24 protein-coding genes are annotated in these 23431 nt (G+C 52.3%); 16 read left to right on the top strand and 8 right to left on the bottom strand.

All coding sequences use genetic code 11. The features are described 5' to 3' along the window. Window positions 1–48: 48 nt before the first annotated feature. The 4 genes from PYRFU_RS07925 (at window position 49) to PYRFU_RS07910 (ending at window position 4412) form a co-directional block, all read left to right on the top strand. Complete coding sequence (locus PYRFU_RS07925; protein WP_048191932.1) at window positions 49–1011, top strand: TackOD1 domain-containing metal-binding protein; 963 nt, start codon at window positions 49–51, stop codon at window positions 1009–1011. 62 nt (window positions 1012–1073) lie between these two features. Then, window positions 1074–2609, top strand: coding sequence for a type II/IV secretion system ATPase subunit (locus PYRFU_RS07920; protein WP_014027147.1), 1536 nt, complete (start codon window positions 1074–1076; stop codon window positions 2607–2609). Window positions 2610–2622: 13 nt separating this feature from the next. After that, window positions 2623–3492 (top strand): type II secretion system F family protein, encoded by an 870-nt coding sequence (locus PYRFU_RS07915; RefSeq protein ID WP_014027146.1) that lies wholly within the window; start codon window positions 2623–2625, stop codon window positions 3490–3492. Further along, window positions 3489–4412, top strand: coding sequence for a type II secretion system F family protein (locus tag PYRFU_RS07910; protein ID WP_014027145.1), 924 nt, complete (start codon window positions 3489–3491; stop codon window positions 4410–4412). Before PYRFU_RS07915 ends, PYRFU_RS07910 begins: the two co-directional genes overlap by 4 nt. On the opposite strand, the gene PYRFU_RS07905 is transcribed toward PYRFU_RS07910, so the two are convergent. Continuing rightward, the gene (locus PYRFU_RS07905; RefSeq protein WP_048191930.1) at window positions 4396–4995 is read right to left on the bottom strand and encodes a class II aldolase/adducin family protein; all 600 of its coding nucleotides are present in this window, start codon (window positions 4993–4995) and stop codon (window positions 4396–4398) included. The genes PYRFU_RS07910 and PYRFU_RS07905 overlap by 17 nt on opposite strands. A gap of 310 nt (window positions 4996–5305) precedes the next feature. On the opposite strand from PYRFU_RS07905, the gene PYRFU_RS07900 reads away from it, so the two are divergent. Further along, window positions 5306–6166 (top strand): N-glycosylase/DNA lyase, encoded by an 861-nt coding sequence (locus PYRFU_RS07900; RefSeq protein WP_014027143.1) that lies wholly within the window; start codon window positions 5306–5308, stop codon window positions 6164–6166. Here the strand turns inward: PYRFU_RS07900 and PYRFU_RS07895 are convergent. Beyond that, window positions 6163–8307: a MutS-related protein gene (locus tag PYRFU_RS07895; RefSeq protein ID WP_014027142.1), complete on the bottom strand. Its 2145-nt coding sequence runs from the start codon at window positions 8305–8307 to the stop codon at window positions 6163–6165. The genes PYRFU_RS07900 and PYRFU_RS07895 overlap by 4 nt on opposite strands. Before the next feature lie 9 nt (window positions 8308–8316). Beyond that, a complete protein-coding gene (locus PYRFU_RS07890; protein ID WP_014027141.1) occupies window positions 8317–9963 on the bottom strand; it encodes a B12-binding domain-containing radical SAM protein in 1647 nt (548 codons plus the stop codon). Window positions 9964–10097: 134 nt separating this feature from the next. On the opposite strand from PYRFU_RS07890, the gene PYRFU_RS07885 reads away from it, so the two are divergent. The 3 genes from PYRFU_RS07885 (at window position 10098) to PYRFU_RS10615 (ending at window position 12032) form a co-directional block, all read left to right on the top strand. Next, window positions 10098–10787, top strand: a complete 690-nt coding sequence (locus PYRFU_RS07885; protein WP_048191928.1) for a DUF47 domain-containing protein — start codon at window positions 10098–10100, stop codon at window positions 10785–10787. A 157-nt stretch (window positions 10788–10944) separates the two neighbouring features. Continuing rightward, entirely contained in the window at window positions 10945–11526 is a 582-nt protein-coding gene (gene endA / locus PYRFU_RS07880; protein ID WP_014027139.1) for a tRNA-intron lyase, read from the top strand. A gap of 86 nt (window positions 11527–11612) precedes the next feature. Next, entirely contained in the window at window positions 11613–12032 is a 420-nt protein-coding gene (locus PYRFU_RS10615) for a hypothetical protein (protein ID WP_014027138.1), read from the top strand. On the opposite strand, the gene PYRFU_RS07870 is transcribed toward PYRFU_RS10615, so the two are convergent. From PYRFU_RS07870 to PYRFU_RS07860, 3 genes are read right to left on the bottom strand one after another with little or no spacing between them, the layout of a single operon-like run. Further along, complete coding sequence (locus PYRFU_RS07870) at window positions 12029–12532, bottom strand: UbiX family flavin prenyltransferase (RefSeq protein WP_014027137.1); 504 nt, start codon at window positions 12530–12532, stop codon at window positions 12029–12031. The genes PYRFU_RS10615 and PYRFU_RS07870 overlap by 4 nt on opposite strands. A gap of 31 nt (window positions 12533–12563) precedes the next feature. Continuing rightward, a complete protein-coding gene (locus PYRFU_RS07865; RefSeq protein ID WP_014027136.1) occupies window positions 12564–13292 on the bottom strand; it encodes a class I SAM-dependent methyltransferase in 729 nt (242 codons plus the stop codon). Next, window positions 13273–14517, bottom strand: a complete 1245-nt coding sequence (locus PYRFU_RS07860; RefSeq protein WP_167827907.1) for a hypothetical protein — start codon at window positions 14515–14517, stop codon at window positions 13273–13275. Before PYRFU_RS07860 ends, PYRFU_RS07865 begins: the two co-directional genes overlap by 20 nt. Window positions 14518–14638: 121 nt before the next feature. On the opposite strand from PYRFU_RS07860, the gene PYRFU_RS07855 reads away from it, so the two are divergent. After that, window positions 14639–15175, top strand: coding sequence for a class I SAM-dependent methyltransferase (locus tag PYRFU_RS07855; protein ID WP_048192700.1), 537 nt, complete (start codon window positions 14639–14641; stop codon window positions 15173–15175). Here the strand turns inward: PYRFU_RS07855 and PYRFU_RS07850 are convergent. After that, a complete protein-coding gene (locus tag PYRFU_RS07850) occupies window positions 15156–16121 on the bottom strand; it encodes a deoxyhypusine synthase (protein ID WP_014027133.1) in 966 nt (321 codons plus the stop codon). The two genes, PYRFU_RS07855 and PYRFU_RS07850, sit on opposite strands and share 20 nt — an antisense overlap. A gap of 60 nt (window positions 16122–16181) precedes the next feature. On the opposite strand from PYRFU_RS07850, the gene ilvC reads away from it, so the two are divergent. The 5 genes from ilvC to PYRFU_RS07825 all read left to right on the top strand — a co-directional run bounded on the left by ilvC (window position 16182) and on the right by PYRFU_RS07825 (window position 20776). Next, a complete protein-coding gene (ilvC, locus tag PYRFU_RS07845) occupies window positions 16182–17183 on the top strand; it encodes a ketol-acid reductoisomerase (RefSeq protein ID WP_014027132.1) in 1002 nt (333 codons plus the stop codon). 233 nt (window positions 17184–17416) lie between these two features. Then, a complete protein-coding gene (locus tag PYRFU_RS07840; protein WP_244403930.1) occupies window positions 17417–18154 on the top strand; it encodes a GTP cyclohydrolase IIa in 738 nt (245 codons plus the stop codon). A gap of 52 nt (window positions 18155–18206) precedes the next feature. Beyond that, a complete protein-coding gene (thrC, locus tag PYRFU_RS07835; RefSeq protein ID WP_048192698.1) occupies window positions 18207–19448 on the top strand; it encodes a threonine synthase in 1242 nt (413 codons plus the stop codon). A 76-nt stretch (window positions 19449–19524) separates the two neighbouring features. Beyond that, window positions 19525–19938 (top strand): MGMT family protein, encoded by a 414-nt coding sequence (locus PYRFU_RS07830; protein WP_014027129.1) that lies wholly within the window; start codon window positions 19525–19527, stop codon window positions 19936–19938. A gap of 64 nt (window positions 19939–20002) precedes the next feature. Beyond that, complete coding sequence (locus PYRFU_RS07825; protein ID WP_014027128.1) at window positions 20003–20776, top strand: KaiC domain-containing protein; 774 nt, start codon at window positions 20003–20005, stop codon at window positions 20774–20776. Window positions 20777–20783: 7 nt separating this feature from the next. On the opposite strand, the gene PYRFU_RS10645 is transcribed toward PYRFU_RS07825, so the two are convergent. Next, complete coding sequence (locus tag PYRFU_RS10645) at window positions 20784–21011, bottom strand: ribbon-helix-helix domain-containing protein (RefSeq protein WP_014027127.1); 228 nt, start codon at window positions 21009–21011, stop codon at window positions 20784–20786. Between the two features lie 188 nt (window positions 21012–21199). On the opposite strand from PYRFU_RS10645, the gene PYRFU_RS07815 reads away from it, so the two are divergent. Both PYRFU_RS07815 and PYRFU_RS10555 read left to right on the top strand, forming a co-directional pair. Continuing rightward, window positions 21200–21961 (top strand): phosphopantothenate/pantothenate synthetase, encoded by a 762-nt coding sequence (locus PYRFU_RS07815; protein WP_048192697.1) that lies wholly within the window; start codon window positions 21200–21202, stop codon window positions 21959–21961. A gap of 1105 nt (window positions 21962–23066) precedes the next feature. Further along, a complete protein-coding gene (locus PYRFU_RS10555) occupies window positions 23067–23219 on the top strand; it encodes a hypothetical protein (RefSeq protein ID WP_167827906.1) in 153 nt (50 codons plus the stop codon). Window positions 23220–23431 lie beyond the last annotated feature (212 nt).

Below are 23431 nucleotides of genomic sequence, written 5' to 3'. Positions count from 1 at the left end.
GTCTTGTACCGGCCTGCACAGCTAAGGTGTGCATAAGGGTTGACGACCGTGCCCAGCGACATACATGATTGCCTACCCCCGGAGGCCTTAGAGCTGCTAAACCTAAGCGACTCTCTCCTCGACTTACTAGCTGCAATGGCCAGCAGCAATGGCGTCCACGCAGAGCCTTTACCAGACGAGCACAAGGTGATGCTAGCGTTTGACAATAAGAGAGTTGAACTAACAGATGCGCTTCTTCTCGAGAAGCTTGGCCTAGCAGAAAAGGTTGTAACCGATCGCGTATTGCGATGCCCACACTGCGACTATCTATGGCTTGATATCAAGCTTCAGTGCCCCTACTGCGGCTCGACTAACATAGAGAAGGTGAAAATGATGCAACACATAATCTGCGGCTATATAGACCTCGAGTACGCTTTCCGTCGTGGCGAACAGCTCGTATGCCCCCATTGCTCGGTCAACCTTACCAGCGAGAACGACTACAAGATACTCGGCACCCTTTACTACTGTCACTCGTGCCACATGAGATTCCACGAACCTAAGGTTATCCTAAAGTGCCGCAGATGCGGAAAAGATTTCAAACCAACAGATGCACTGTACAAGCCCGTTCACACGCTGAATCTAACTGAACGCGGAAAGAGCATCATTGAAAACGCAATAGACATTCGCATAGCGATCTACCGCGCTCTTATAGAGGCTAACGTCGAGTTCAAGTGCAATACAAAGTTAACAGGCGCGACAGGACTTGAACATCAAGTTGATTTCATCGTACCCCGGTCAATGCTAGCCATAGATGTCGTGCCAAAACTAGTTAACGACTCTGAAGCGTTACTACTGTTGCTAAAGGCTAGAGATCTAACAACGGCAGGCATGATAAAGAAGTACGTTATAGTCTCTCGCCTCATATCGGAATCTATATCCTCTCTACTGCAACGTACACCCGCAATAATCCTCATCCCCGAACAACTACCTTCGCGCATCAAAGAACGTATACATGATATTGTGAGTGTATAGTAGCAGCGATTAAAACTCCCTCTATCTTACTAACGAGACCGATTTCTGGGCAGATAGTAGCGTTGCACACACTTAGAACCACGAGCCATACTAGTAGCACAATTGAAGAGAGAGCAAACATCACTCCCCTCAACACGGTTAGCGCAAGAGAGATACTCCAGCGGATTGGCGGTGAACTCGTAGAGCTATACCCTATTGACGCTCCCTACGCATACGTCGCTATAGTGAAGCGCGAAAACGAGTTAATCTACGTACCATTAGAGCCTCCCTTATCCAGAACGGAAAGACAAGTACTTGCCCGTCTTAAGAGGATACTCCTTGAAGAGTTCTTGCCGCGCGCAGCTGAAGAGGTAGAAGGCCCCGAAGAGGAGGTTCTAAGACGTGCCTTAAGATATGCTATAAGAGCTTACCGGATTACATTACCACGATATTCGCTCCTCAAAGTCGCCTATTATCTCAAGCGCGACCTCATAGGTTATGGCAAACTTCATGTTCTTATCCTGGACCCCGAGATAGAAGATATCAGTGTACCAGGTGTAAGGAAGGCTGTATACGTGTGGCACCGGCGTTACGAGAACCTCCGCACCACCATCGTGATAGAGTCTAAGGAGGAGATTGACAGGCTTCTCTCGAGGCTTGCCACCAAAGGCGGAAAGCAGATATCAGCTGCGAACCCCATCGTTGATTCTACACTGCCTGAGGGTTACCGTGCACACCTGGTTCTAGGCGACGTTGCCGCTAGCGGGGGTACCATAACCATTAGGAAATATCGTAGTGTGCCCTATACTATACTCGAGCTTGTGAATCTAAAGGAGCTTGACCTTGACATGGCTGCATACCTCTGGTATCTCGTTGAGAACAAGAAGAGCATAATCATCTTTGGTCCTACTGGTGCAGGCAAGACAACACTCCTCAACGCAATAGCGATGTTCATACGGCCAGAGATGAAGGTGCTGACTATCGAGGAGACTAGAGAGCTAAACCTACCGCACCCGCACTGGGTGCCACTGGTTACACGCGAAGCCGCTGGGGCAGCAAGCCAAGTGACACTATACGATCTTGTGAAGTCGTCGCTTAGACAGAGGCCGGATTATGTAATCGTGGGTGAGATTCGAGGTGAAGAGGCCTACGTGTTCTTCCAGGCTATCGCTACTGGCCACGGTGGCATGACCACTATGCACGCAGAGTCCGTTGACGCCGCCGTAAAGAGGCTCACCTCACCGCCAATGAATGTGCCCTTGCATCACATACCGCTCGTGGATGCATTCATACACGTTGAAAGAGTACGCATAAGGGGTCGTATCACGCGCCGGGTACTCGAGATAACAGAGGTCGTGGGCATTGAGGATAACCAGCCGGTGTTTAACACCGTGTTCCGTTGGACTGGAGAAGCTACAGATACTTTTGAGAAGAGCGCGAAGAGCGTCGTGCTAGATCGTATTGCTTCTGTGAGAGGCGTGCCCATAGAAATGGTTGAGCGCGAAGTGGCCGAGAGAAAAGCACTACTAGCAGAGATGCTAGAGCGTGACATCAGAGACTATGAGAGCCTTGCTAAGATGATACGAGAGTTCTACATGAGAACCTACGGCTACACATAGAGGGTGTCAAATCATGGCTATCGCTGCTAAGATGGCTCGTTTTGGATACCGCATCTTCGGGGGAATACTACCGCCCATAACGTGGCGCGAGATAGAAATAGCCGTTAGAAGGTCATTTATCGGCGTACACCCAAGGGTTTATGGCTATATACATTATGTGACCATGCTGCTTGGCGTCATTGCTTCACTCCCGCTGGCTTTTATCACATTCTCTTACGGTTCAACCATGCTAGCCATCCTTCTGGTCATTACAGGGGCCATGCTAGGTGTAATGACGAGCGTTATCTACCCATACCTGAGGGCTAATTCGCTAGCATCGAATATTGATTCGCGACTTGTCTCGGCTGTAGGCTATATGGCACTGCTCGCAGTAGCCGGCAAGAGGATGGATGAGATTTTCCTCAGGCTTGCACAAGTGGAGGGCCGTGATAAGCCGCTAACACGCGTGCTACTACGCTTTGTAAGAGATGTCAAGATTCTTGGCATGGACTATGAGAGCGCAGTCCGCGACATAGTTGTGTCTTCACCCAGTCACCGGTTAGCAATACTGATAGCGTCTATGTACGAGGCTATAGAGACTACAGGCTCACCTGCAGACTACCTACTCTCCGAGTTCAGAAGCCTCGTTACAGAGAAGAGAGCCAGATTGACCAAGAGCCTTTCCTCGATAGCTCACCTTGCAGAGGCTTTCATAATCCTAGTGATGCTCGGCCCGAGCATAGCAATGCTCACAGTCCTGCTTGGCGGGGCCATGGGCATAGGTTTCGCCGGCATGTCTCCCGAGAGCCTCATGGCGTTCATGGTGGTTGGCGTTATACCTTTTGCCACAGCTGGCATGCTGATATTCCTGGATATGGTGCTCAGCGAGGCAGAGACGGTATGAAGCTTGTACCCGGGAGGCTCAAGCAGCTATGCAACACCACCATAGGAGCTAGCATTCTCGCGACTCTCATCCTACCTGTCCTAGGCGGCTTAATCTACGGCTTCGCATGGCCGTTGCCATTCCCTGCCGACCCGTGGGGCAGCATTACGATAGGTTACCTCGCCGCATTCATAATACTCGGTGGTAGTCTACCCTGCTATCTGCGTGCCAGGCTCCACGTTTCGATGATATGGGCTGCGCCCAGGTTCATACGTGGAGTGGCGAGCAGCGTTAGATCTGGCATCCCCCTTCACGAGGCTATAGAGAGGGTCGCTAAGACGGGAATCTATGGTGTCCTGGGTAAGATAATGTCCAGGGCTATTGCCCGTGTGAAGGCAGGCATGGACTTCGACAAGGCAATGGCCACAGCCGCTAAAGAAGCCGAGGACCCCGTTGTGGATAGGCTGACAAGCCTGCTTATCGAGGCTTACAGTGCAGGCCCGAAGGCTCACGACGTGCTCGATGCTTCGGCGGAATACTTTACAATCCTAGAAGAGTTTCTCTTGCTGCGCGACGCATACACTCGTCCATATTTCGCGATAGTTTACCTCATGGTTGGAGTCTACCTCATCATAGTCTATATCGTGGTAAACGTGCTCTTAGCTGCAATGACATCTGGCGAACTCCCGTTCCAGATAGCTATTGACCCGCAGAAGCTAGCCATCCTATTCTACTGGCAGAGCTTCGTATCCGTAATAGCCGCTGGGCTGTTCCTGGGCAAGATACTCTACAATAATGCGAGAGCAGGCTTCTTCCACGCCGCTATATTAATACTGCTCGTCACGACTTTCTTCGCGCTGAGCGTCTTTGGGCCGGTACGTTTACCTCTAGGCACTGCGCCCAACGTAACTACAGCTGTGACGCCTACAACCCCCGCGTAATCCTCAACGGAGCGGCAGCTAGCGTTGCCAACGCGCGCCATGCTGCATACTCCAATGCTTCTATAATCTCGATGGCGTTTATGAGAGCGCGCTTGGGGTCCCCCTCACCAACAGCAACAACACCATGCCCTGAGAGTATAGCTGCTCTACACCCGCTCTTCTCGAGCCTCGTTGCTGTTTCGATGGCTAGTTCTTTGCTGCCTGCCGGGTAGTGTGGAACTATAGTTACACACGTGTCTAGGGCCTCGCCTGCAAAAGGTTCGAGTGGTATACTCTCGCCTAGAGCCACAGTCAATGGGTTATGCGCGTGTACCACTGCAGTAGCAAACGACATCCTCCTGTATATCTCGAGGTGTAGTCTATACTCGCTGCTAGGCTTCCCGTAGATTATACTCCCGTCGAGCAACACGATAGCAACATCATCCGGGTTTATACTATTTTTTGCAACGCCGCCAGGCGTCACTAGCATACCATCTATGCCACCTAGGCGGAAACGCACACTGACATTACCGCCTTTAATGTCCACAAGTCCACGCTCATACAACATGCGCATCGCGTGTACCACTAGCTCTGAATGCACCATGTTCCACCCTTAAGGGGCTTGTCTACGCTCCTCTAAAGAGGGAGGCCGCGGGCTGTGGATACCTCCCTGCTGCGAGGCTACACCCGATGAGCTGAGGGTGAGCTTGCCCGAACCGCGGCCCCATTCTCCCGGCGCAACGACAAGTCGAGGTTTTGTAGCGGGCCTCGGCGACGCCGACCCTACGGCATTGCCCCGCGGCTACCGTCCCGGTGGATGTCCTCAACGGCCCGTGAATGCATATAGTGTTACCACCCCCGCTTAAACCCGGCCCTGGCGCCTCACCACCCACCTAAGGGGAAGTGTACGAGACATGTCCAAACACGTTAACGCGAGCCGCATAGCTAGGGTGGCTAGCGTACTACGCAAGGTCAGTAGCGAGGCTCTGGATGCCGCTGAGGCTAACGACCCCCAGTTCCAAGCTGTAGTGACTATTGCAGGGAGGCACGGAGAGGCAGTCGTAGCAATAGTTGTCGCTAACGCGGTTGTAAGTTATAGGCTGAATATGCACGGGGAAGAGTATTGGACGATGTATGGTAGATTCTGGAGCACGAGACCCACGCCCACTACTGCAGACGAGGTCATCAAGGGCGTCCTGGAGTTCATGAGGGAAGTGCGCGTGCCTGTATACGAGCAGAAGGCGAGCAGACTTAGAAAGGTGTATGACCTAATCTCGGAGCTAATAGAGGATCCAAGGGTATTCACGGACCTCGAGCTACTCTATAAGAGGCTTGTAAAGAGTCTCGGTAGAAATCGCTACCAGAAGACTAGCGCTTTTGCAGCTAAAATGGCGTACTACGCGTTCCGCGCGCTAGACCGCGAGGTTACGAGGCTCGATGCTATACCAGTGCCGCTTGACCGAAGGTTCGCTGTGCTGACCGCTACCTCCGGCATCATACCAATGCACCCCGACGTTATCTATACGAGGCTTAGGGATGTCGCAGAGCAAGCATGGAGGCGCGTGTCACAAGATGCTATGATACCGCCAGTTAGGCTCGATACTCTGTTGTGGCTCCCAGCACGTTCCATAGAGCCGGTTGTGATGAAGGGCCTTATTGGCATAGCCCGTGACGAGTTTGCACATAAACTGGTACACGTGACGCTCGGCAGGATTGACGTAAAGCTCGCCGATAGGATAGCAGAAGAAATACTGTATACCATAGAGTGGCTCTAGGCCCCCGAGAGCACCCTAAGAAGAGTCTCGTAGAACTCTCGCTCTTCTCTTCCCTTAGCCCGGTAGAGCAGCCTTCTAACCACAAGCTCTGGCGTGCTTCTCGCGAGGTAGTAGTAACGCGGGTTACGATCAACTATGAGGTTGTAATTCTCGTCTAGCCCGCGCGCCTCTATACCATCAACGCGTATGCATCCCTCTACCTTCTTCACGTTGGACAGTATCTCGCGAGCCATGTGCGTGACTATAACAGCTACAATGTTATCGCGGCTACAGAGCTTCTCTACGACAACACTCATTATTCTTGCCGCTGCACCCGCCTCCGTAGCAGCCTCAAGCTCATCTACAAGTACAAGCCTTCTACCGCTACCACCTGCGACTATGGCAGCCAGGATGCGTAGTGTGGCTTCTAACGCGCCCGCGTCAACCATACCGCTCGGCTTCGAGAAGAAATGCACATAGTCAAATGCCCCTATCCACGCTTGCCGAGCTAAAACCACAAGACCGGATTGCGCCAGGAGAGCCGTCTCACATATCGTCTTTAGTAGTGTCGTCTTACCGCCGCTATTAGCACCTGTTAGCAGTACAACCCTCTCCCCCTTCGTATCATCGGGCTTGTAAGGAGTCGAACCAACCACATAACTTATCCTCTGGACGTTGGGCTTTCCTACCAGACTAGCCTCAATCGCATCAACAAAACCAACACCCAGATACTCGCTAGAGACTTCAGGCACACCAGCAACCCCATCCCCGACAAGCTCTACTTGTGCCAACAACACGTCTAGAAGAGCCAACGCATCAACGAGTCTCTCTAACTTTGCTTTCACACCAACTAGCTTAGATGCAAGCTTCTGCATAACTTCAAAACGTTTGACAGATAACTTTGCACGAAGAACTCTCCTAAGCTCCTCAACCTTATCGCGGTTCAGCTCGATAGGGAATAGCGGGGTTCGAGGCACTAGACCCCTCATAGCCTCAGCTTCATCCGGTGTAAGATGCAGCTTCTCTACTACCCTCTTCTCTGCCTCCTCAGCAACCTCCTCAAACACCTCGTATATCTCCTCTGGAAGATCCACACCTTCGACACCACCCTCACGTAGTACACGAAACAGTCTAAGAAATTGCGCTGCGCTAAGTCTCACTTCCAGCTTCTCAAGTCTCGTCTGCACCTCGTTATTGACCCACAGCTCGATCTCATCAACAACTCTATCAAGGTTCGTAAGCGCAGTGTATAGCCTCTGGTATTCAGGGTCGATGTCCGGCGCCACCTCGCCGCCTTTAAACACGAGCGCCTCTCTGAGCCTATTCAGTACCCTTGTCGGGTCAAAGTCTAGACCAACTATCTTGAGGATATCTGGCGCCCATCTCCCCAAAGCCTCCAGAGCATCTACAACAGCTTCTATAACACGCCAGTTTACACGGAAATACTCGACTATAGCCTCGGGCACCACTTCAGCAACACTTAGCTCTAGCACGCGTGGTAACGGACCGGCATACACGCCATCCGGGTCATAGACGAGCGCTTCGCCGCGCTCAGCAGCCACTCTATCAACTTCATCAGCATCGTTTACCAATACTATATCAACGAGGTTGGAGAGTGTTCTCTTCGCCTTCTCGTATGCAACGTTGTCACCAATTATTATCAACGTGCGTTTTATGCGACTAATTTTTACCGGCTTGGGCCACTCGAGCTTCGATAAGGCACTCCTGAGTGCCTCGATGCTTTCACGAGGCAGCTCGCGTATGGCCTCTTGTAGCGACTTGACAAGGGTTAATCGTCGTTTGGCCTCCTTGACCCCCGTGGACGGCATTGGGAGGAAACACGCTAATACATCGCGTCCGGCAGGACTTGACACCTTCTTGAGTATAACCCCCTTAGCTGCCTGGAAGAGTTTCCAAGCATCATCGTTCGCGGCTACGTCTCTAGGCCATGCACCGAACAGAGCACGATACAAGCCATGCACGAGCCTCGTTGCGGCAGCACGCCCTATGGCCTCGGAGATTAGCGATATTCGACATGATAGTATGGCTTGAAGGGCCTCCTCTTCGTCCCCGAAGTACTCTACGAGCTTCTCAGCTATACGGGGGCCGACACCGGGTATGTCACTAAGTTTTCCTACATTGCCGGCCGCGAAGAGCACCATACCCTTCCTTTACCTAGACAAGGATGCGCCGCTTCTCACTCTTAAGCCCCCATCGCTACGCCTAGCAACTCTCCTTATCCTTGAGACGATTCTGCCTTTCAGCATACGGTCACTGATTACACCCGTTATCTCCACTTTGACGAGCCACCCTATCAGACCCCTAGGGCCTCTTACCAACGTGACTGGGCCGTGTGGAAGAGGATACACCACTAGCATTTTCTTTGCAGGATGCCAGCCAGCCACGATTCCGCGCACAACACGACCGAGCCATCGCCCCTTCTCTGCACGGTTCAACTCTCTCGCCTTTGCTAGTATAGCGTAGCTCTCGGAGCCCGGCACGGGTGGCTCGTAATCCTGGAATGCTGTCCCAGGGAGCGGCCTAAACCTATAAGCCGTTACCTTGGTAGCCCCTAGCTTCCATAACTCCTCCATGAGCATAATCGTCTCGTGCACTACTTTACTATTCTCCCATGGCAGGCCATATATGAAATACACGTATGGCTCGAGACCTGCTGAGCGCAGTAGGCTAACAGCACGTTTAGCGTCGGTAGTCGTGATCGGCCTTCCAAGCATCCACATGTGGTTGTCACTGCCGGTCTCAACGCCTATGTGTACAGGTGTGCCACGCAGATACTCACCTAATACTTTTGCAACACGCTCGTCAACGAGACACGCCTTCACGTTCTCGATCATGAGGTATGCTTCGCGCATCGCGAATTCTGGGATTTTGTCAAACAACGCTTCCAGAAGCTCACGGATAGCGTTTATGTTGGCGGGTGGATTGCACGGGTCTGTTAACGGCTCGGGCTCGACCAGCACGTCCCTCTTATAGTCCAGGAAGTCTGGTGCACTTAAGACTACACGTGTAACGCCTAAGTCGATGAGTCTCTTTACCTCCTCGACTATGGTGTCAACTTCGCGGCTTCTTGCTGGTCCGTATAATACCGGGACACTACAGTAACCACACCCCGGCTGTATGGATACGGGGCACTTTATCCTTGCACGAAGCGGAGCACTAGTACAAATCTCGCAATGAATGCACACCCTCCCGTCGGGAAGCCGACCTCTTGGACGGCGCCAATTGCTGCACCCTCTCACGACTTCCACGTATACTCTCGCCGCCCAGTATGCGTCATAGTTGCGTATATCCGTGTAGTGTATGTAATTTAGTGTTTCTCGTGACGCGTATGGCGGCTTGCCGGTGAAGACTATCCGACCTTTTCTCGTGAAAGCAACACCCTTTATATGAAGCAGCACGTCATTGTCGCGTTTTAACATTGGTTTTAACGCGTTTGGAAGAACTACTTCGGCTTCGCCTATAACCGCGTAGTCATAGCCCAGTCTTAGAGCCTCGCCTATCTCGATAGAAACTGGACCACCTATGACGCTGGGACCGTTGGAGAAACGTTTCCAGAGCTTGGCAAGCCTCTGGGCAGCAGGCTTATCGCTGCTCATGGCACTGACGAACATAGCGTCGTACTCCGCGAGTATGGACGGCTCTTCTAGTACAGCTTCAAGGGGGTATAGTGAGGCGCGCACCCCTAGCTTCTCAATGAGTCCGGCAACTGCTCTGGGCCCCACTCCTATCACGTCAACGGTGACCATTCGTTTGCCATGTTCCCGTGCCAGCGCATCTACGACGATGACCCTAGCCACTACCGTGTACCCACGAGTTTACAGATGCAACAATACGAGGCTATATTACACAACGGTGTTACGCATCTTGAAGGACGCCGCTACACAGTGGTTTAAAACGCCCCATCGTAAGGTTGGCGACTGGGGTAACCCTGGTGGCCGAGTACTGGGGCAGTACAGAAGAGACCGAGTTTACACTTGTCGAGATGAGCCTTTCAGAGCAGCTTCTCGCACTCGCACGCAACGTTAATGACGCGATCCGCGACGCTATGAACGCTGTTAACGACTTCATAGAGCACAATGCTGAGGCTGTAAGGCAGCGTTCCGTCAAGGTCCGTGGATTCAAAAACGGTGCTGAGAGGGTCAAGGATCGGATAGTTGATTATCTTGCTCGCTTAGGTTTCTCTCTTCCACTTCGAGACGTCTACCGCCAACTTGTACTACAGCTCGATAGGATAGCCCAGAATAGCGACGCTATAGCTTATCGTCTATCTGTGGTCGCGAGTGAGAGGAGCGTGAAACTCAGCAACTCTTTCGCTAATAAACTACGCAGCATGGCACAGCTAGTGTTCAACGAGTATAGTACCCTCCTTTCCTCCATCCGCATGCTGCAGGAGAATCCGAGAAGAAGCGTAGACGAGGCAAAGAAGGTTATGGCGATTGAGGAAGAGATAGACCAGAAGTACCGCGAGCTAGAGCTAGACGTGATAACCGAACTAAAGGATGATCTCCTATCCCTAATGCTGATGCGCGAGATCATAGACTTGATCGAGGATACAGCTGACACTATCAAAGATGCAGCCGAGAACATACTATTCCTTGCGCTATACAAGGTCTCTAGGTGAGACGGGCCATACAAGCTCTAGGTTCCTAACGTTTCTTATTTTACCTGACGCTGATTCCCTAGGCGCTTATTGACCGCCAATCAAGAACACACCTTCCCGAGTGACAGTTCGCGGGGCGAATAGCATGGACTCTATGTGGTCATGTGGGTGTGAAAACGTGATTGAGGACACGCTACTCAGATCGCAGAAGAGAGTTTACCGAGGCACCCTTCTAGGCTCGCGTGTCGTGATATTCGATTTAGATGATGCTAGGAGTTTGTACGCGGAGGGCTTCTACGGCAAGCCCATAGGCATATCCAAACCTAAAGGGCCGTCATTCGACTCCCCGCTTGAGCTTGACCTGATAGAGGCTGTGTACCTCGTTAGGAGGGGTTTGCTTGTAGTCGAGGATAGTGAAGGTCGTGTTTTAACACCGGATGAACTCGAGAGCATCGCAGCCAGGTTTGTACCGCGCTTCCACCTCCTCTATAGAGTGTATAGCGAGCTGCGCGATGCTGGGTATGTTGTTAGGTCGGGTTTGAAATTTGGCACAGACTTTGCTGTTTACGTGCACGGCCCTGGGATAGATCATGCACCTTTCCTGGTATCTGTCGTAGAGTATCACAATACTATAGACCCGCTAGAGATTGTTAGAGCTGGCAGGTTAAGCCACAGTGTAAGAAAACATTTTGTAATAGCGGCTGTGAACGTCAAGACAGGTAGCGTGACCTACCTGGGCTTCAGTTGGGTTAAGTTGTGAACATACACTCACATAGGATAAATCCTAGCGCGGCCCCTTCCAAGCTGGAGTGGGTCCAACCAGATGCTCGGAACCGGTGAGGTGCTATGAGTAGGCCCGCAGGGCCCGGAGGTCCTACTAGTAGACGTGGTGGTGGCCCCGGTAAGCGTCCTCAGCCACAACCACTGCCTAACGGGCGCTGCAATCCTCTATGCCCGTACTTCCGTTGCATGAATAAAGCGTTGACAATAACGAGGCGCATCGTCCGTGGCCGCATGCAGCGCGTCGCACTATGTAGGATGGTTGGTGGACCCTGCATAGGCCCGGATTGCCAATATGCAGCTTGCGCCATGCACGCATTGCTGCCGGACGGTACATGCGCCTATGCTAAGGAGAAGGGCAGCAAGAGCGCAGAGGAGGTTGAAAAGGAGATACTAGAGGAGCTGAAGAAGGAAGAGGAGGAGCTGAGAAGAGCCGAGAGGATAATGCGGAAGCACGGATTCGAGGTCGACGAGGACATGCTTTAGTGCTGTTGAGGATCCCAACGTTTGTAGAGTTCATGTGGTATCCCTAACACATCAAGCACTTTCCCTACTACGAAATCCACGATTCCTTGTATGTCCCTGGGCTTGTGATAGAAAGCTGGCGATGCAGGCAGCACTACGGCACCAGCAAGACTAGCTATCATCATGTTGAGCGCGTCTATAGCCGTTATTGGCGTCTCGCGGAACACGAGCACAGTTCTGCGTCTAAGCCTAAGCGCGTTTAGAGCTAGACGCGACGCGAGAGTATCGCCTATCCCACTGGCAATCTTTGCTAACATCGTTTGCGAGCACGGCGCTACAACAACTGCATCCGGCACACGGCTCGAAGATGCTAACGGAGCCTCTATCTCATCTTCGCTGTACACTTCATCAGCCATCCTCTCGAGAACAGAGCGCAGATTTTCAATACCCTCCTCGTAGCGAGCTACCTGCTCAGCAGCTTTCGTGTACACCGCATAGAGTTTAACCCTCCCTCTAAGCACCTCGAGGAGCCTCAGACCGTATCTTATACCACTAGCCCCGCTGAGTATAACCGCGACGCTCGTGGGAGTGCACGAGCACGAAGAGTTGGAACGCGAAACCTCCTGCAACACGCTCAAGCACCACCCTATATGCCTCCTTGCGCGCCTCCTTTGCAAGCTCGTCGGGTGTAACCCAGCGTGCTATAGTCTTGGCGAGCGCGATATAGTGCCCCGGGTGTTTCTTCGCTAGTATTAGAGCCGCTAGTGGCACTATCCCGCCCCACCAGAGGAGCTGGAGTAGCAGCATGAAGCCACGTCGACGGGCTATATCGAGAATCGCGTAGCAGCTTTTAACCACCCTGCTGAACTCGTGCAACCCCCTCCTCCAGTCGACAAAGTCGCGTAGAGAGAACGCCGCCACAGCGGCATCTACACTCTTATCACGCAGGGGGAGCCTCTCCCCCACTGCCACTACATAGTCAGCAAGGACATCCCTTAGCCTCGCCTTGGCCTCCTTTATCATGGGCTGCAACGGGTCAACGGCTATGATGTATGCGCCCAGCTTGGCTAGTTTTCTCGATAGAGTGCCCGGGCCGCAACCAACATCAAGCATCACACGTGGTTTTTGGCAATACTCGCCAAGCTTCTTTACAAAAGCCTCACGAACACCCTCATCTAAGCCCAGACTCATGACACGGTTCATATAATCATACACATCGATTATGCTTGAAAGGTGGTTGAGCAGCTCATCCCATTCTATCCTAGACGCTACTCCCTGCAAGACGTCTTAGCTCCTCTAACCGTGTCATACCATACCTCGCTAGAAGCTTTACCACCTGCGCCACGCTCTCAAGGCCAAGCGCAGACGCTAACCTTGCAAGCATGGTCGCGGTCTCACCATCTACTTCAATAGTCTCGCCCGATGAGCCATAGCTGGCCATCTTTGCAAGCTCGTTGGCTAGCTCCTCCAAACCACGCGGGTCGAAACCAACGCCATCAATAACAACTATTTGCTTATCCTCTAGGTTCTCTCGTATCCTCTGCGGCACCTTGGCACGAGAGACTAGGTACAGCTTGTCCGGCTTATATATACGCGCATATAGCTTGACTATCTGTGGCTCGGATAACCGGAGCCCTCTACGCTCCTTGACAGCCTGATACGCCTTCTCGGGAGTCTCAACACCCAACACATCTGCTAGACCGGCCCAGAGTCCCCGCAGCCATCTATTCCTCCACTCAACGCCGCTCATCGGCCTCGCGAAAGGACCGCGAATTTCGCGAACCCTTGCATACCAGTCCGGCAACTCCTTACACTCTATGATGACGTTTGGCCGGCGAATCGGCGGGTTACGCCCCGCTTCGACCATGTTGAGCACTTTCCCGCTGTACACCATCATATCGGGACGCAACGCCACATAGAGCCTCCAGGCTTTCGCGAGATCAGCGTTATCGCCCCAGCCTATCGGCCTAGGAGCCTCGATGAAGAAGCTGAGGTAGCCACGCCCTTCGAGCAACAACACAAGGTTAGGTGGTATAGTGCCGCCTCTCTGTCTTCCACTCCTCTCAAGCAGGATGTGACCGTGCTCAGGAAAGACTATTTTCGCTCTATTATTGCGACCGAGGGTCTCCACTACTACAAGGAAGACCCAAGCCTGGTATATACTCCTCATGTTGGTGTTTAGACTGGTCCTAGCCGCCGCAAGTGCAACCTTTTCGAACTCCTCCGGCTTTAGCTTAGAGCGCTGGAGGTCCAGCGCGTAGATGTAGAGCTTCTTGGCCAGGTGGCGCCGCGGGTCAGCAAGAAAGCTCTTCAGTTCCTTTGTCCATAACACACCCTCTGCACCAACAGTTCTTGAGGCCCTCTCTGCGACCTCTTTCAGTACCCTGACCCACTCGTAAGCCTCAGCTAGTTTAGAACCGAAATACTCGTCGACAAACTCTAGCCTCAACCTCTCTAGTATCTCGTCACCCTCATTCAGCCTCGGCAGCAGCTCTCTCCAGCTCACCACATCACCGGATAAGGGTACACCCTTACGCCCTAGTAATACGGGGTTAGTCCGGCACACGACATACGCGTATAGACCTCATAAGCTCGCGAGTATCCCCTGGACGGGGGCCGGTACCGTGATGCCGCCGAGAGTGACGCTTGGCTGGCTAGCACTGCTACCCATATCCAGGCTTGACAGTTACGATGTACCATGGGTGCCTACACGCCGCGAGCTACTAAAACACGTAATGAGGATAGCACGCGTTGGCCCCGACGATGTGTTCTACGACCTGGGCTGTGGAGATGGACGTGTTGTCATAGAGGCTGCAAAGAGGGGGGCCAAGGGCGTGTGCATAGAGATACGCGAAGATCTAATCAAAGAGGCCATGAGAAGAGCGCGTGAGGAAGGAGTCTATGAGCGTATAAAGTTCATCCACGATAGCTTCATGAATGTCGACCTTAGGGATGCAACAGTCGTCTACATGTATCTCTTGACGCGCGTGAATAGCGCGTTAAGACCGAAGCTAGAGAGGGAGCTTAGGATAGGTACGAGAGTGGTGACGCTCGATTTCGAGATACCAGGGTGGCGGCCCGTACACGTCGAGAAACACTACACGGGCAGCTTAGAAAGAACGATATATTTGTACATAAAAGGTGTTAGCGACCTCCGCGCTTGACTTCGATCATAGCCGCTACGAGTAGGGGTACTATTATTGTCGCATCCCCGTATACAACCACGTGTTCCGCCTCTGGCCTAACCTTGCCCCATGATATCGCTTCGCGCGGATGAGCACCACTTAGACTCCCGTCGTACTCTACCGCTGTAGTCACATACACTACGAAGTCAAGACCATCCTTGAACTGATTCCACCATATGGTGTGGTGCTTGCTTATACCACCTCCTATGATTAGAGCTGCACTCTTCTCTCCGCGCGCCGCAGCACCGAACACGATATCCGCAAGCTCCTGCTCGTCCTTGAATGGGTCTATGACGAGATCCTTGTGCGTCCTTGTGTACGTGAATAGAGCTGTGCCGAATGCGCCATCAAGCCACCCGGGTACATAGACTCCAACGTTCTTCTCGTAAGCCGCTCTTAGTATGCTATGCTCGTCTTCGATCCTCTTGCCGATCTCGTGTAGTACTTCCCGTATGCCCCAGGACCTGGACCGGTCAAGCTCATCGAGAACTTTGTAGACGAACTTTTCTATCCTTGGCCCATAATCCTCAACAGGAATGAATATGTTACCCAACCTATGTATCTCGAGCTCTTTGAGCATCTTATCATCCGCCTCAAATAGGCCTTTGTAGTACTTGCCGCCCGTCCCACGGGCAATATCATGATCTATGGTGCCGCACGTTGTCACGACAACGTTGAATAGCTCCTCGCGTATAGCCTGCGCGAGTATACCGCGGAGACCCGTCGCTACAAGGTTGCCCGTAAACGCTAGGAACCTCCATCTTGCTTCGCGTAGCGCCCTGGCTAGCACTTTGACGGCACGTGCCAAGTGACCAGCCATGAATCCGTACATATCCTCGTATATCTTTATCAGCCTCGAGATGCTCATATCAGGGTCTATCGTGACGTCCTTCACGGGTTCGCGTAGAAGCTCCTCCCGCTTCAACCTCAGCACCGGCTCACTGCTTTATCGTGGGTGGGTGGTAAGTCCCGCGGTGGACCCTGCATGGCGAAGATATTCACGGATAAGGATGCCTCGCTTGATGTACTCAAAGACAAGACTATCGCAGTAATCGGTTATGGTAGCCAAGGTAGAGCGCAAGCCCTGAACCTCCGTGATAGCGGCCTTAACGTGATAATCGGCGTTAGGCCCGGAGGACGCTCTTGGAACCTGGCCAAGCAGGAGGGATTCGAAGTCTACCCTATCGACGAGGCTGTGAAGAGGGCCGATGTGATTCTCATGTTGATACCAGATATGGTTCAGCCAGAGGTTTGGAAGAAGCAAATAGAGCCCCATCTCCGCGAGGGCATGGTGGTTGATTTCGCACACGGCTTTAACATACACTTTGGTCTCATCAAGCCACCGGAGTATGTGGATGTCGTGATGGTTGCTCCCAAGAGCCCAGGCTACATGGTACGCGAGATGTTCATGAAGGGCTATGGTGTGCCGGCACTCGTGGCAGTACACCAAGATTACTCGGGAAGAGCTCTCGACTATGCACTAGCGATAGCCAAGGGGATAGGCTGTACCAGAGCAGGCGTCATACTCACAACTTTCAAGGAGGAGACTGAGACTGATCTCATAGGCGAGCAAACCGTACTCGTAGGCGGGTTAATGGAGCTCATAAAGAAGGGTTTCGAGGTGCTTGTGGAGCTCGGCTACCAGCCGGAGGTCGCCTATTTCGAGGTCCTCAACGAGGCTAAGCTAATCATGGACCTCATATGGAGGTACGGTATCCGCGGCATGCTAGAGAACGTATCGGAGACCGCGCGTTACGGTGGATTAACCGTAGGGCCAAAGGTGATCGACGAACATGTCAAAGAGAATATGAAGAGAGCGGCACAACGCGTGATAAGCGGCGAGTTTGCAAAAGAATGGGTTGAGGAGTATCGCAGAGGTATGCCAACTCTCAAGCAACTCCTCGAAGAAGTATCCAACCATCCGATAGAGAGGGTTGGACGCGAGCTAAGGAAGATAATCTTCCGCGAAGAGCAGAGCAACCAGTAGCATAGCTACACATCTCGATCATCGTTCTCAAAATATTTAACACATAGTTATCCCTGTTTTTGAGAGACCTATTCATCGGAAAAATGCGCATTCTCGTAGGGGTCTGGAGCTGAGAGAGTAACGCGGCTCAGCCAACCCGGCTTACGTCACCGGTTTAAACCTCGGGCCGGGGTTCGCTTCCGGCGCGTTCATCACAACCATGTCTATGGTGGACGGTGAGGGCTTTGGGCTTTGTGGTGCGCCTGGCGCTTTACGTGTTAAAGGGGTATCGCGAATGGACAGAGAGTCTCGGCGAGGATAGAGAGTGGCTCATCCAGTCAAAACAAGGCGAGCTTCACAGCATGACTAGTGTTGAGGCTGCACTAGCTGGCGGCATAGCAATACCATTTAGACATGATGTTATCCTCGTCGCCGCATCCGGCGTGCCAGGTTTCAAGCTAGAGGCTCTGAAGGCCGCCATTTCTAGAGTTTCGCCGGTGCCCGTAGAGCTTCGCATTGGTTGCGACGAGACGCCAGCTGGTGCCCTAGATAGAGGGTTTAGAGGCGAGGGTTGCAAAGAGGGTAGCGATGCTCTTCTGCTTGCACATGTGGATATAGATGATATAACTGGGTTTGCAGCCGAGCATGGATTGTACGCGTCGTACCTGCGGATAGAGGAGTTGCGGTACAAGCTTGTAGATAGCCTCTCAGATTATGGCGCTCTGGTATCGTATCTAGGCGGCGACAATATCATAGTATTGCTGCCCTTTGATAGGGATGCCCTCGAGACCCTTATTGACGTCGTTGAGAGCGAGGACGCTAAGGCTGGCATTGGGTTCTCTTACTCGGCTAGGAGAGCTGCCTCACTAGCAACAAAGTGCCTTGATAGTATTAGGAGGCTGCGTGGAGAGAACAAAGTGCGTGTTTGCATAGAGGGTGAAGCTCCTAGCTGGTTACGTGTTTACGCGTGGGAGACCGGGGGGCTGTTATAGGGGGAGAGACGCCTGGAGTAGTGCTGGGTATTGTAACCCCTTGGCGTTGTGGATGTTCCGGCGCGGCGTTGTGCTACGCTGCGTTAACTGTGGCGAGATTTACGAGCCCGATCCGTTCCTGTTCAAGTGCCGCAAATGTGGAAGCCTACTAGAGGTGTTGGTGCCGGTCGAGGGTGTATCATGGTCTTCTTTCCGTGGAAGAGGTGTTTGGAGGTATAGGCCTCTGCTGCCAGTCTCGGATGACGTCAAGCCAGTTACAATGGGGGAGGGGGGGACACCACTCATACGCTGTGAGAACATCGAGGCTTGGCTTCGCGATCGTTATGGCGTTGCACCGCGCGTGTATGTCAAGTTTGAGGGTGCGAACCCCACGGGAAGCTTCAAGGATCGTGGAATGACTGTCATCGCCTCCATAGCCAGGTCGTTACGTGTGAAGCTCGTAGCTGCTGCTTCGACCGGCAACACTGCCAGCAGCGCAGCCGCTTACACCGCGAGAGCTGGGCTGAAAATGGTACTCGTGCTTCCGAAGGGCAAGGTGGCAAAGGGCAAGCTTGGACAGAGCATACTCTACGGCGCCACCATAATAGAGGTCGATGGTAGCTTCGATGATGCGATGAAAGCTGTGCAGGACGCTGTAGAGGCAAGCAAAGGCGGGATATACCCGTTCAACAGCTTCAATCCTTGGAGACTCGAGGGCCAGAAAACGATCGCGTTTGAGATTGCGGAAGAGATAGGCGTCCCCGATTTCGTTATAGTGCCTGTCGGCAACGGGGGCAACATATCAGCCATCTGGAAGGGGTTCAATGAGCTGCACAAGGCAGGTCTCATAGACAAACTGCCGAGAATGGTCGGAGTGCAGGCAGAGGGTGCAGCCCCGCTTGCGACTGCCTTCGAGAAAGGTCTCGATAAACCATTGTTTGTCGACAAACCGGAGACCGTCGCCACAGCAATACGGATAGGACGCCCGGTAAACTGGATGAAAGCTCTGAGAGCTGTAAAGGAGAGCGGCGGTCTCTTCACAAAAGTAAGTGATGATGAGATACTCTCGGCTATGAGGATGCTTGCCTCGATGGAGGGTGTTGGAGCCGAGCCTGCCGGCGCATCGAGCCTAGCAGGCCTTCTGAAACTCGTTGAGGATGGCACCATAGGCAACAACGATACTGTAGTGCTCGTGGCCACAGGTCATGCACTAAAAGACCCGGATGCTATGCTGAGAGCTTCCACGAAAATGCTACACGCTAGCAGCTCCAGCGAAGCTGCAAAACTGCTGCTAGAGATGGCCGAGAAGAGCTAACACGGTTACATGGCCAATAGCAGCGATTTATGGACGCCCTTAGACTTTCTTCCATCACAACTGTGGGAAATACGCCTTGGCTACTAGCGACATCCTCGAAGGCGTAAAACTCCTCAACAATCCACCCAGAGATCCTCGACGCCTTAAAGCATGGGTAGTCTACCTGCTCCTCTCCATGATCCCTCCGGGCCGTGTTGTCACCTACTCGCTACTAGCTAGACTGGCTAACACCTCTCCACGCGCAGTGGGTTCACTAATGCGCGCAAACAAGTATCCTATACTCATCCCTTGCCACCGCGTCGTATCAGCTAGCGGCGATATCCACGGATTCTCACTTGGCGGGCCAAAGGTCAAGGAGAAGCTTCTGCGCATAGAGGGTGTTAAGGTAGAGAACGACAGAGTACCAAAGAGGTACATTATTACTAGCGTCGACGATTTTTGGCGCATACTCGAAGAGAATGGGTACACACTGCAAGTGGATATCGCGTAGTTCTCATACTACGGTCTCGTCTTTATAGCCTCGTTTAGTGTAAAATGACTAGGGTGTAGGGCGTATGCCCGTTGAGCGTGTAAAGACAGGAATACCTGGTATGGATGAGATACTGCATGGAGGCATACCAAAGAGAAATGTCGTGTTAATTAGCGGCGGCCCCGGCACCGGCAAGACAATCTTCGGACAGCAATACCTCTGGAATGGCCTCCAGATGGGCGAGCCTGGTATACTAGTCGCGCTGGAGGAGCACCCCGTCCAGATCAGGATCAATATGCAACAGTTCGGCTGGGACGTTAGACCGTATGAGCGCGAAGGCATGTTTGCAATTATTGATGCGTTCACCGGCGGCATTGGTGAAGCCGCTAAGAGGGAAAGGTATGTGGTGAGAGATCCTACTGACGTCGGCCTACTGATAGACGTACTTAAGGAGGCTATTCGTGACATTGGTGCCCAGAGAGTCGTCATAGACTCTGTCTCAACCCTCTACCTCACAAGGCCAAGTGTAGCCAGGAGCGTCGTAATGATGCTGAAGCGCGTTCTTAGCGGCCTGGGCACAACAAGCCTACTGATAAGCCAAGTGTCAGTTACTGAGCGCGGCTTCGGCGGTCCCGGCGTAGAGCACGCTGCCGATGGAATCATACGCCTTGATCTAGACGAGATTGAGGGTGAGTTAAAGCGCAGCCTCATAGTCTGGAAGATGAGAGGCACTAGCCACTCAATGAGGCGTCATCCGTTCGTGATAACCGACAAGGGTATCATAGTCTACCATAACAAGGTGCTAAGAGTGACTAGGCGCGGCGTCTTTGAAGAGGAGCTGAGAGAAGAGGGAGAGTAAAACCAGTCTAACCGTGTACAACAACTTTTTTGACTCCACTGGTTGACGGCAGGTCTTCCTCGCCAAAGGCCATGACGTTATCCTCGAGGAGCGTCGCGCCCCAAAGCTCTCTCTTTAGCAGCTCTCTTACAGCAACCCGTATAGCCTCACTCCTGGAACTATACCTTCCCATGCGCACAAGCTCATCTAGACCCTCCACATAGGTTTCGGGCATCTTCACTGTAACGAGCTTCATACCGCACACCCGCCGCCTCTATGCTTGGGGCTCAGAAGGTAGGGGCCCTCGGGGCCCGGTAACACGTGGGCGTAGTACCGACACCCTTCTAGGCTTATACCCCATCCTGGCTAAATACCACAGTTGACTACTTGATACATGTCGGGCCCAGCGTGTCGCGCAAATGCTGCTTCGAACTCCGAGAGTGGATTATCCCCGAGTCTCATCCCAGACGCGAAAGCCTTCTCGAACGCGAGAAGCTAGTAGAGGGTATGTGCGACGGTGTAGTGGTGCCTCAGGGCCTAATAGCACATGGGCGTGGCGAATGTTTCGACTATCTGCTGGGAGAGACTAGTATACCGCCAGCTTTGGAAGCCGAGCGCGCGGCTGCTGCAATGTTCCACCTCGCAAAACACCCGGTGATTTCAGTCAATGGTAATGTAGCTGTTCTCGCAGCACGCGAAGTTGTAGAGCTCTCCGAAGCAACAGGAGCCTTAATCGAAGTCAACTTGTTTTACCGCACCCGCGAGAGAGCCAAAGCAATAGCAGACCTCCTATATGCTCATGGAGCGCGTCAAGTGCTAGGTGTTGACGACGCAACTGCTCGGATACCGGGACTTGACAGTATGCGTGGCCTCGTATCACCAAACGGGATATACAAAGCCGATTACGTCCTGCTTGGGATAGAGGATGGAGATAGGACAGAAGCCCTTGTACGCATTGGTAAGACAGTCGCAGCCATAGATTTGAACCCGTTATCTAGAACATCCCTAGCAGCATCTATACCAATAGTTGATCATATTAAAAGAGCTTTGACAAATATAAAACGCTATTATGAGAGTATGAGCCGAGAGGAGGCAAGCCGTGTCATCAACTCGTTCAACCCGAGAAAGGTGATCGCGGATACGTTACTCTACATACGTAATAGACTCGAAACACTCGCAAGACAGCTAATGTACGACTACCGTTAACCTCCACCTCATTATCAATTCTCGAGTCTCTGAGGTTCACAAAGTATAAGCTCCATGCATAACCAGTAATCTGGTGGTATGGCGATGCATGTTGTTGCCTATCGCTTCACTTCTATCACATTCGATATATACGGGCGTACAAACTACTCAGGGATTAAATGTACCTAGGGATTGTAGCTGATATTGTTAAAACCTACACTGTATTTGCCGATACGTGTTGTATTTATCTAGCTGTAGGATAGCTCTAGCGCGCGGGGCGGAGAAAGTAAGATGGCTAGCGGGGGCAATGCTCCAAGGCGAAACGCTATCACAATACTAGTTGACGTGTTAAGGTGTATCGAAAAACTGCAAAACTCCTCACCATACCGCGCTGCTAAGAGGAGTGAAGTGGCGCAATGCAGTAATCTAAACACAGCGACATTCAACAAGTACATAACTGTGTTAGAAAGCGCGGGACTTGTCACGTTAAAACGTACGCCACGATACGTGTTCATAAGGCTGACACATCACGGGTACCTTGTACTACGTATGCTAGAGCGGCTAGTGGCTATCTTACACTTAGCTAGTCATAAACCGCATGTGCTACGCCTCGGAGTCAAAATAACACGCAAGCTCCACGAGGATCTTCCTCCCTCACTCCCTCCAAAATTATCGCCACTGCTTCTGGAAGAGTGCGACTATGTAGTCATTGTCTTAGGTTCTAAGGCAGTATGCCTGCGCGCCTCTAGTGACAACAGTATTGAAGTGAGATGCTGCAGAATAAATCATCGTGTGGAATGTGAAACTCTCCATACAGTTACACTGAACGAAATAGACAACGTGGAAGATCTCCTTAAGCTTATACGCTCAAAATGTCTATCTCAATAGGGCCGCCGTCCCCCGCCCCCCGCTGATACAAACCGGGGCACACCCGGCGTATTATGAGGCGGGGATTCCAAGGCGGCCTACAACCAAACCAATTGTTAATAGCCCCCGTTTACAATTACGATGTATCTTATGGGTCTCGCGGGGGTGAGACAGGTATGACAGCCAGGCTTGCCGCTATGCTCCGCTACCTGCTGCTAGGCAACAAGGGTGATTTAGTATAGGTTTAGCGAGAAGGACAGTGATGATTGCCCTAGCACTACTATTCGCCTATATGGCGTATAGGGAGCATCACGAGGATCCGCTGTGGAGTCTGATATATCTGTTGATAAGCATAGAGTATGGGCTTGACATGATCGCCATTGCTAAGCCAAAGAAGGTAGTGAAGAACTAGAATATTAGCGCGCCGATATTACGCGGCTAACATGTCCACCCATGGCTCAAATTCGAGTTAATTCAGGTTTAGCGCCTCTCACATTCTTCTCTTTTGTTTTTATGTATTTTTGTTCATGATAGTGTGTCGTGGTGCGCGTTTCAACGCGTATCATACTGTTGATGTTGAGACTAGGCTCCTTTTTACTCCCCCAGCAACCACTCGCAGGGGCA

The sequence above is a fragment of the Pyrolobus fumarii 1A genome, from assembly GCF_000223395.1.
Lineage (GTDB): Archaea > Thermoproteota > Thermoprotei_A > Sulfolobales > Pyrodictiaceae > Pyrolobus > Pyrolobus fumarii.
The sequence above is the reverse complement of the archived record's forward strand: the minus strand, read 5'-3'. Positions and strand labels throughout refer to the sequence as shown.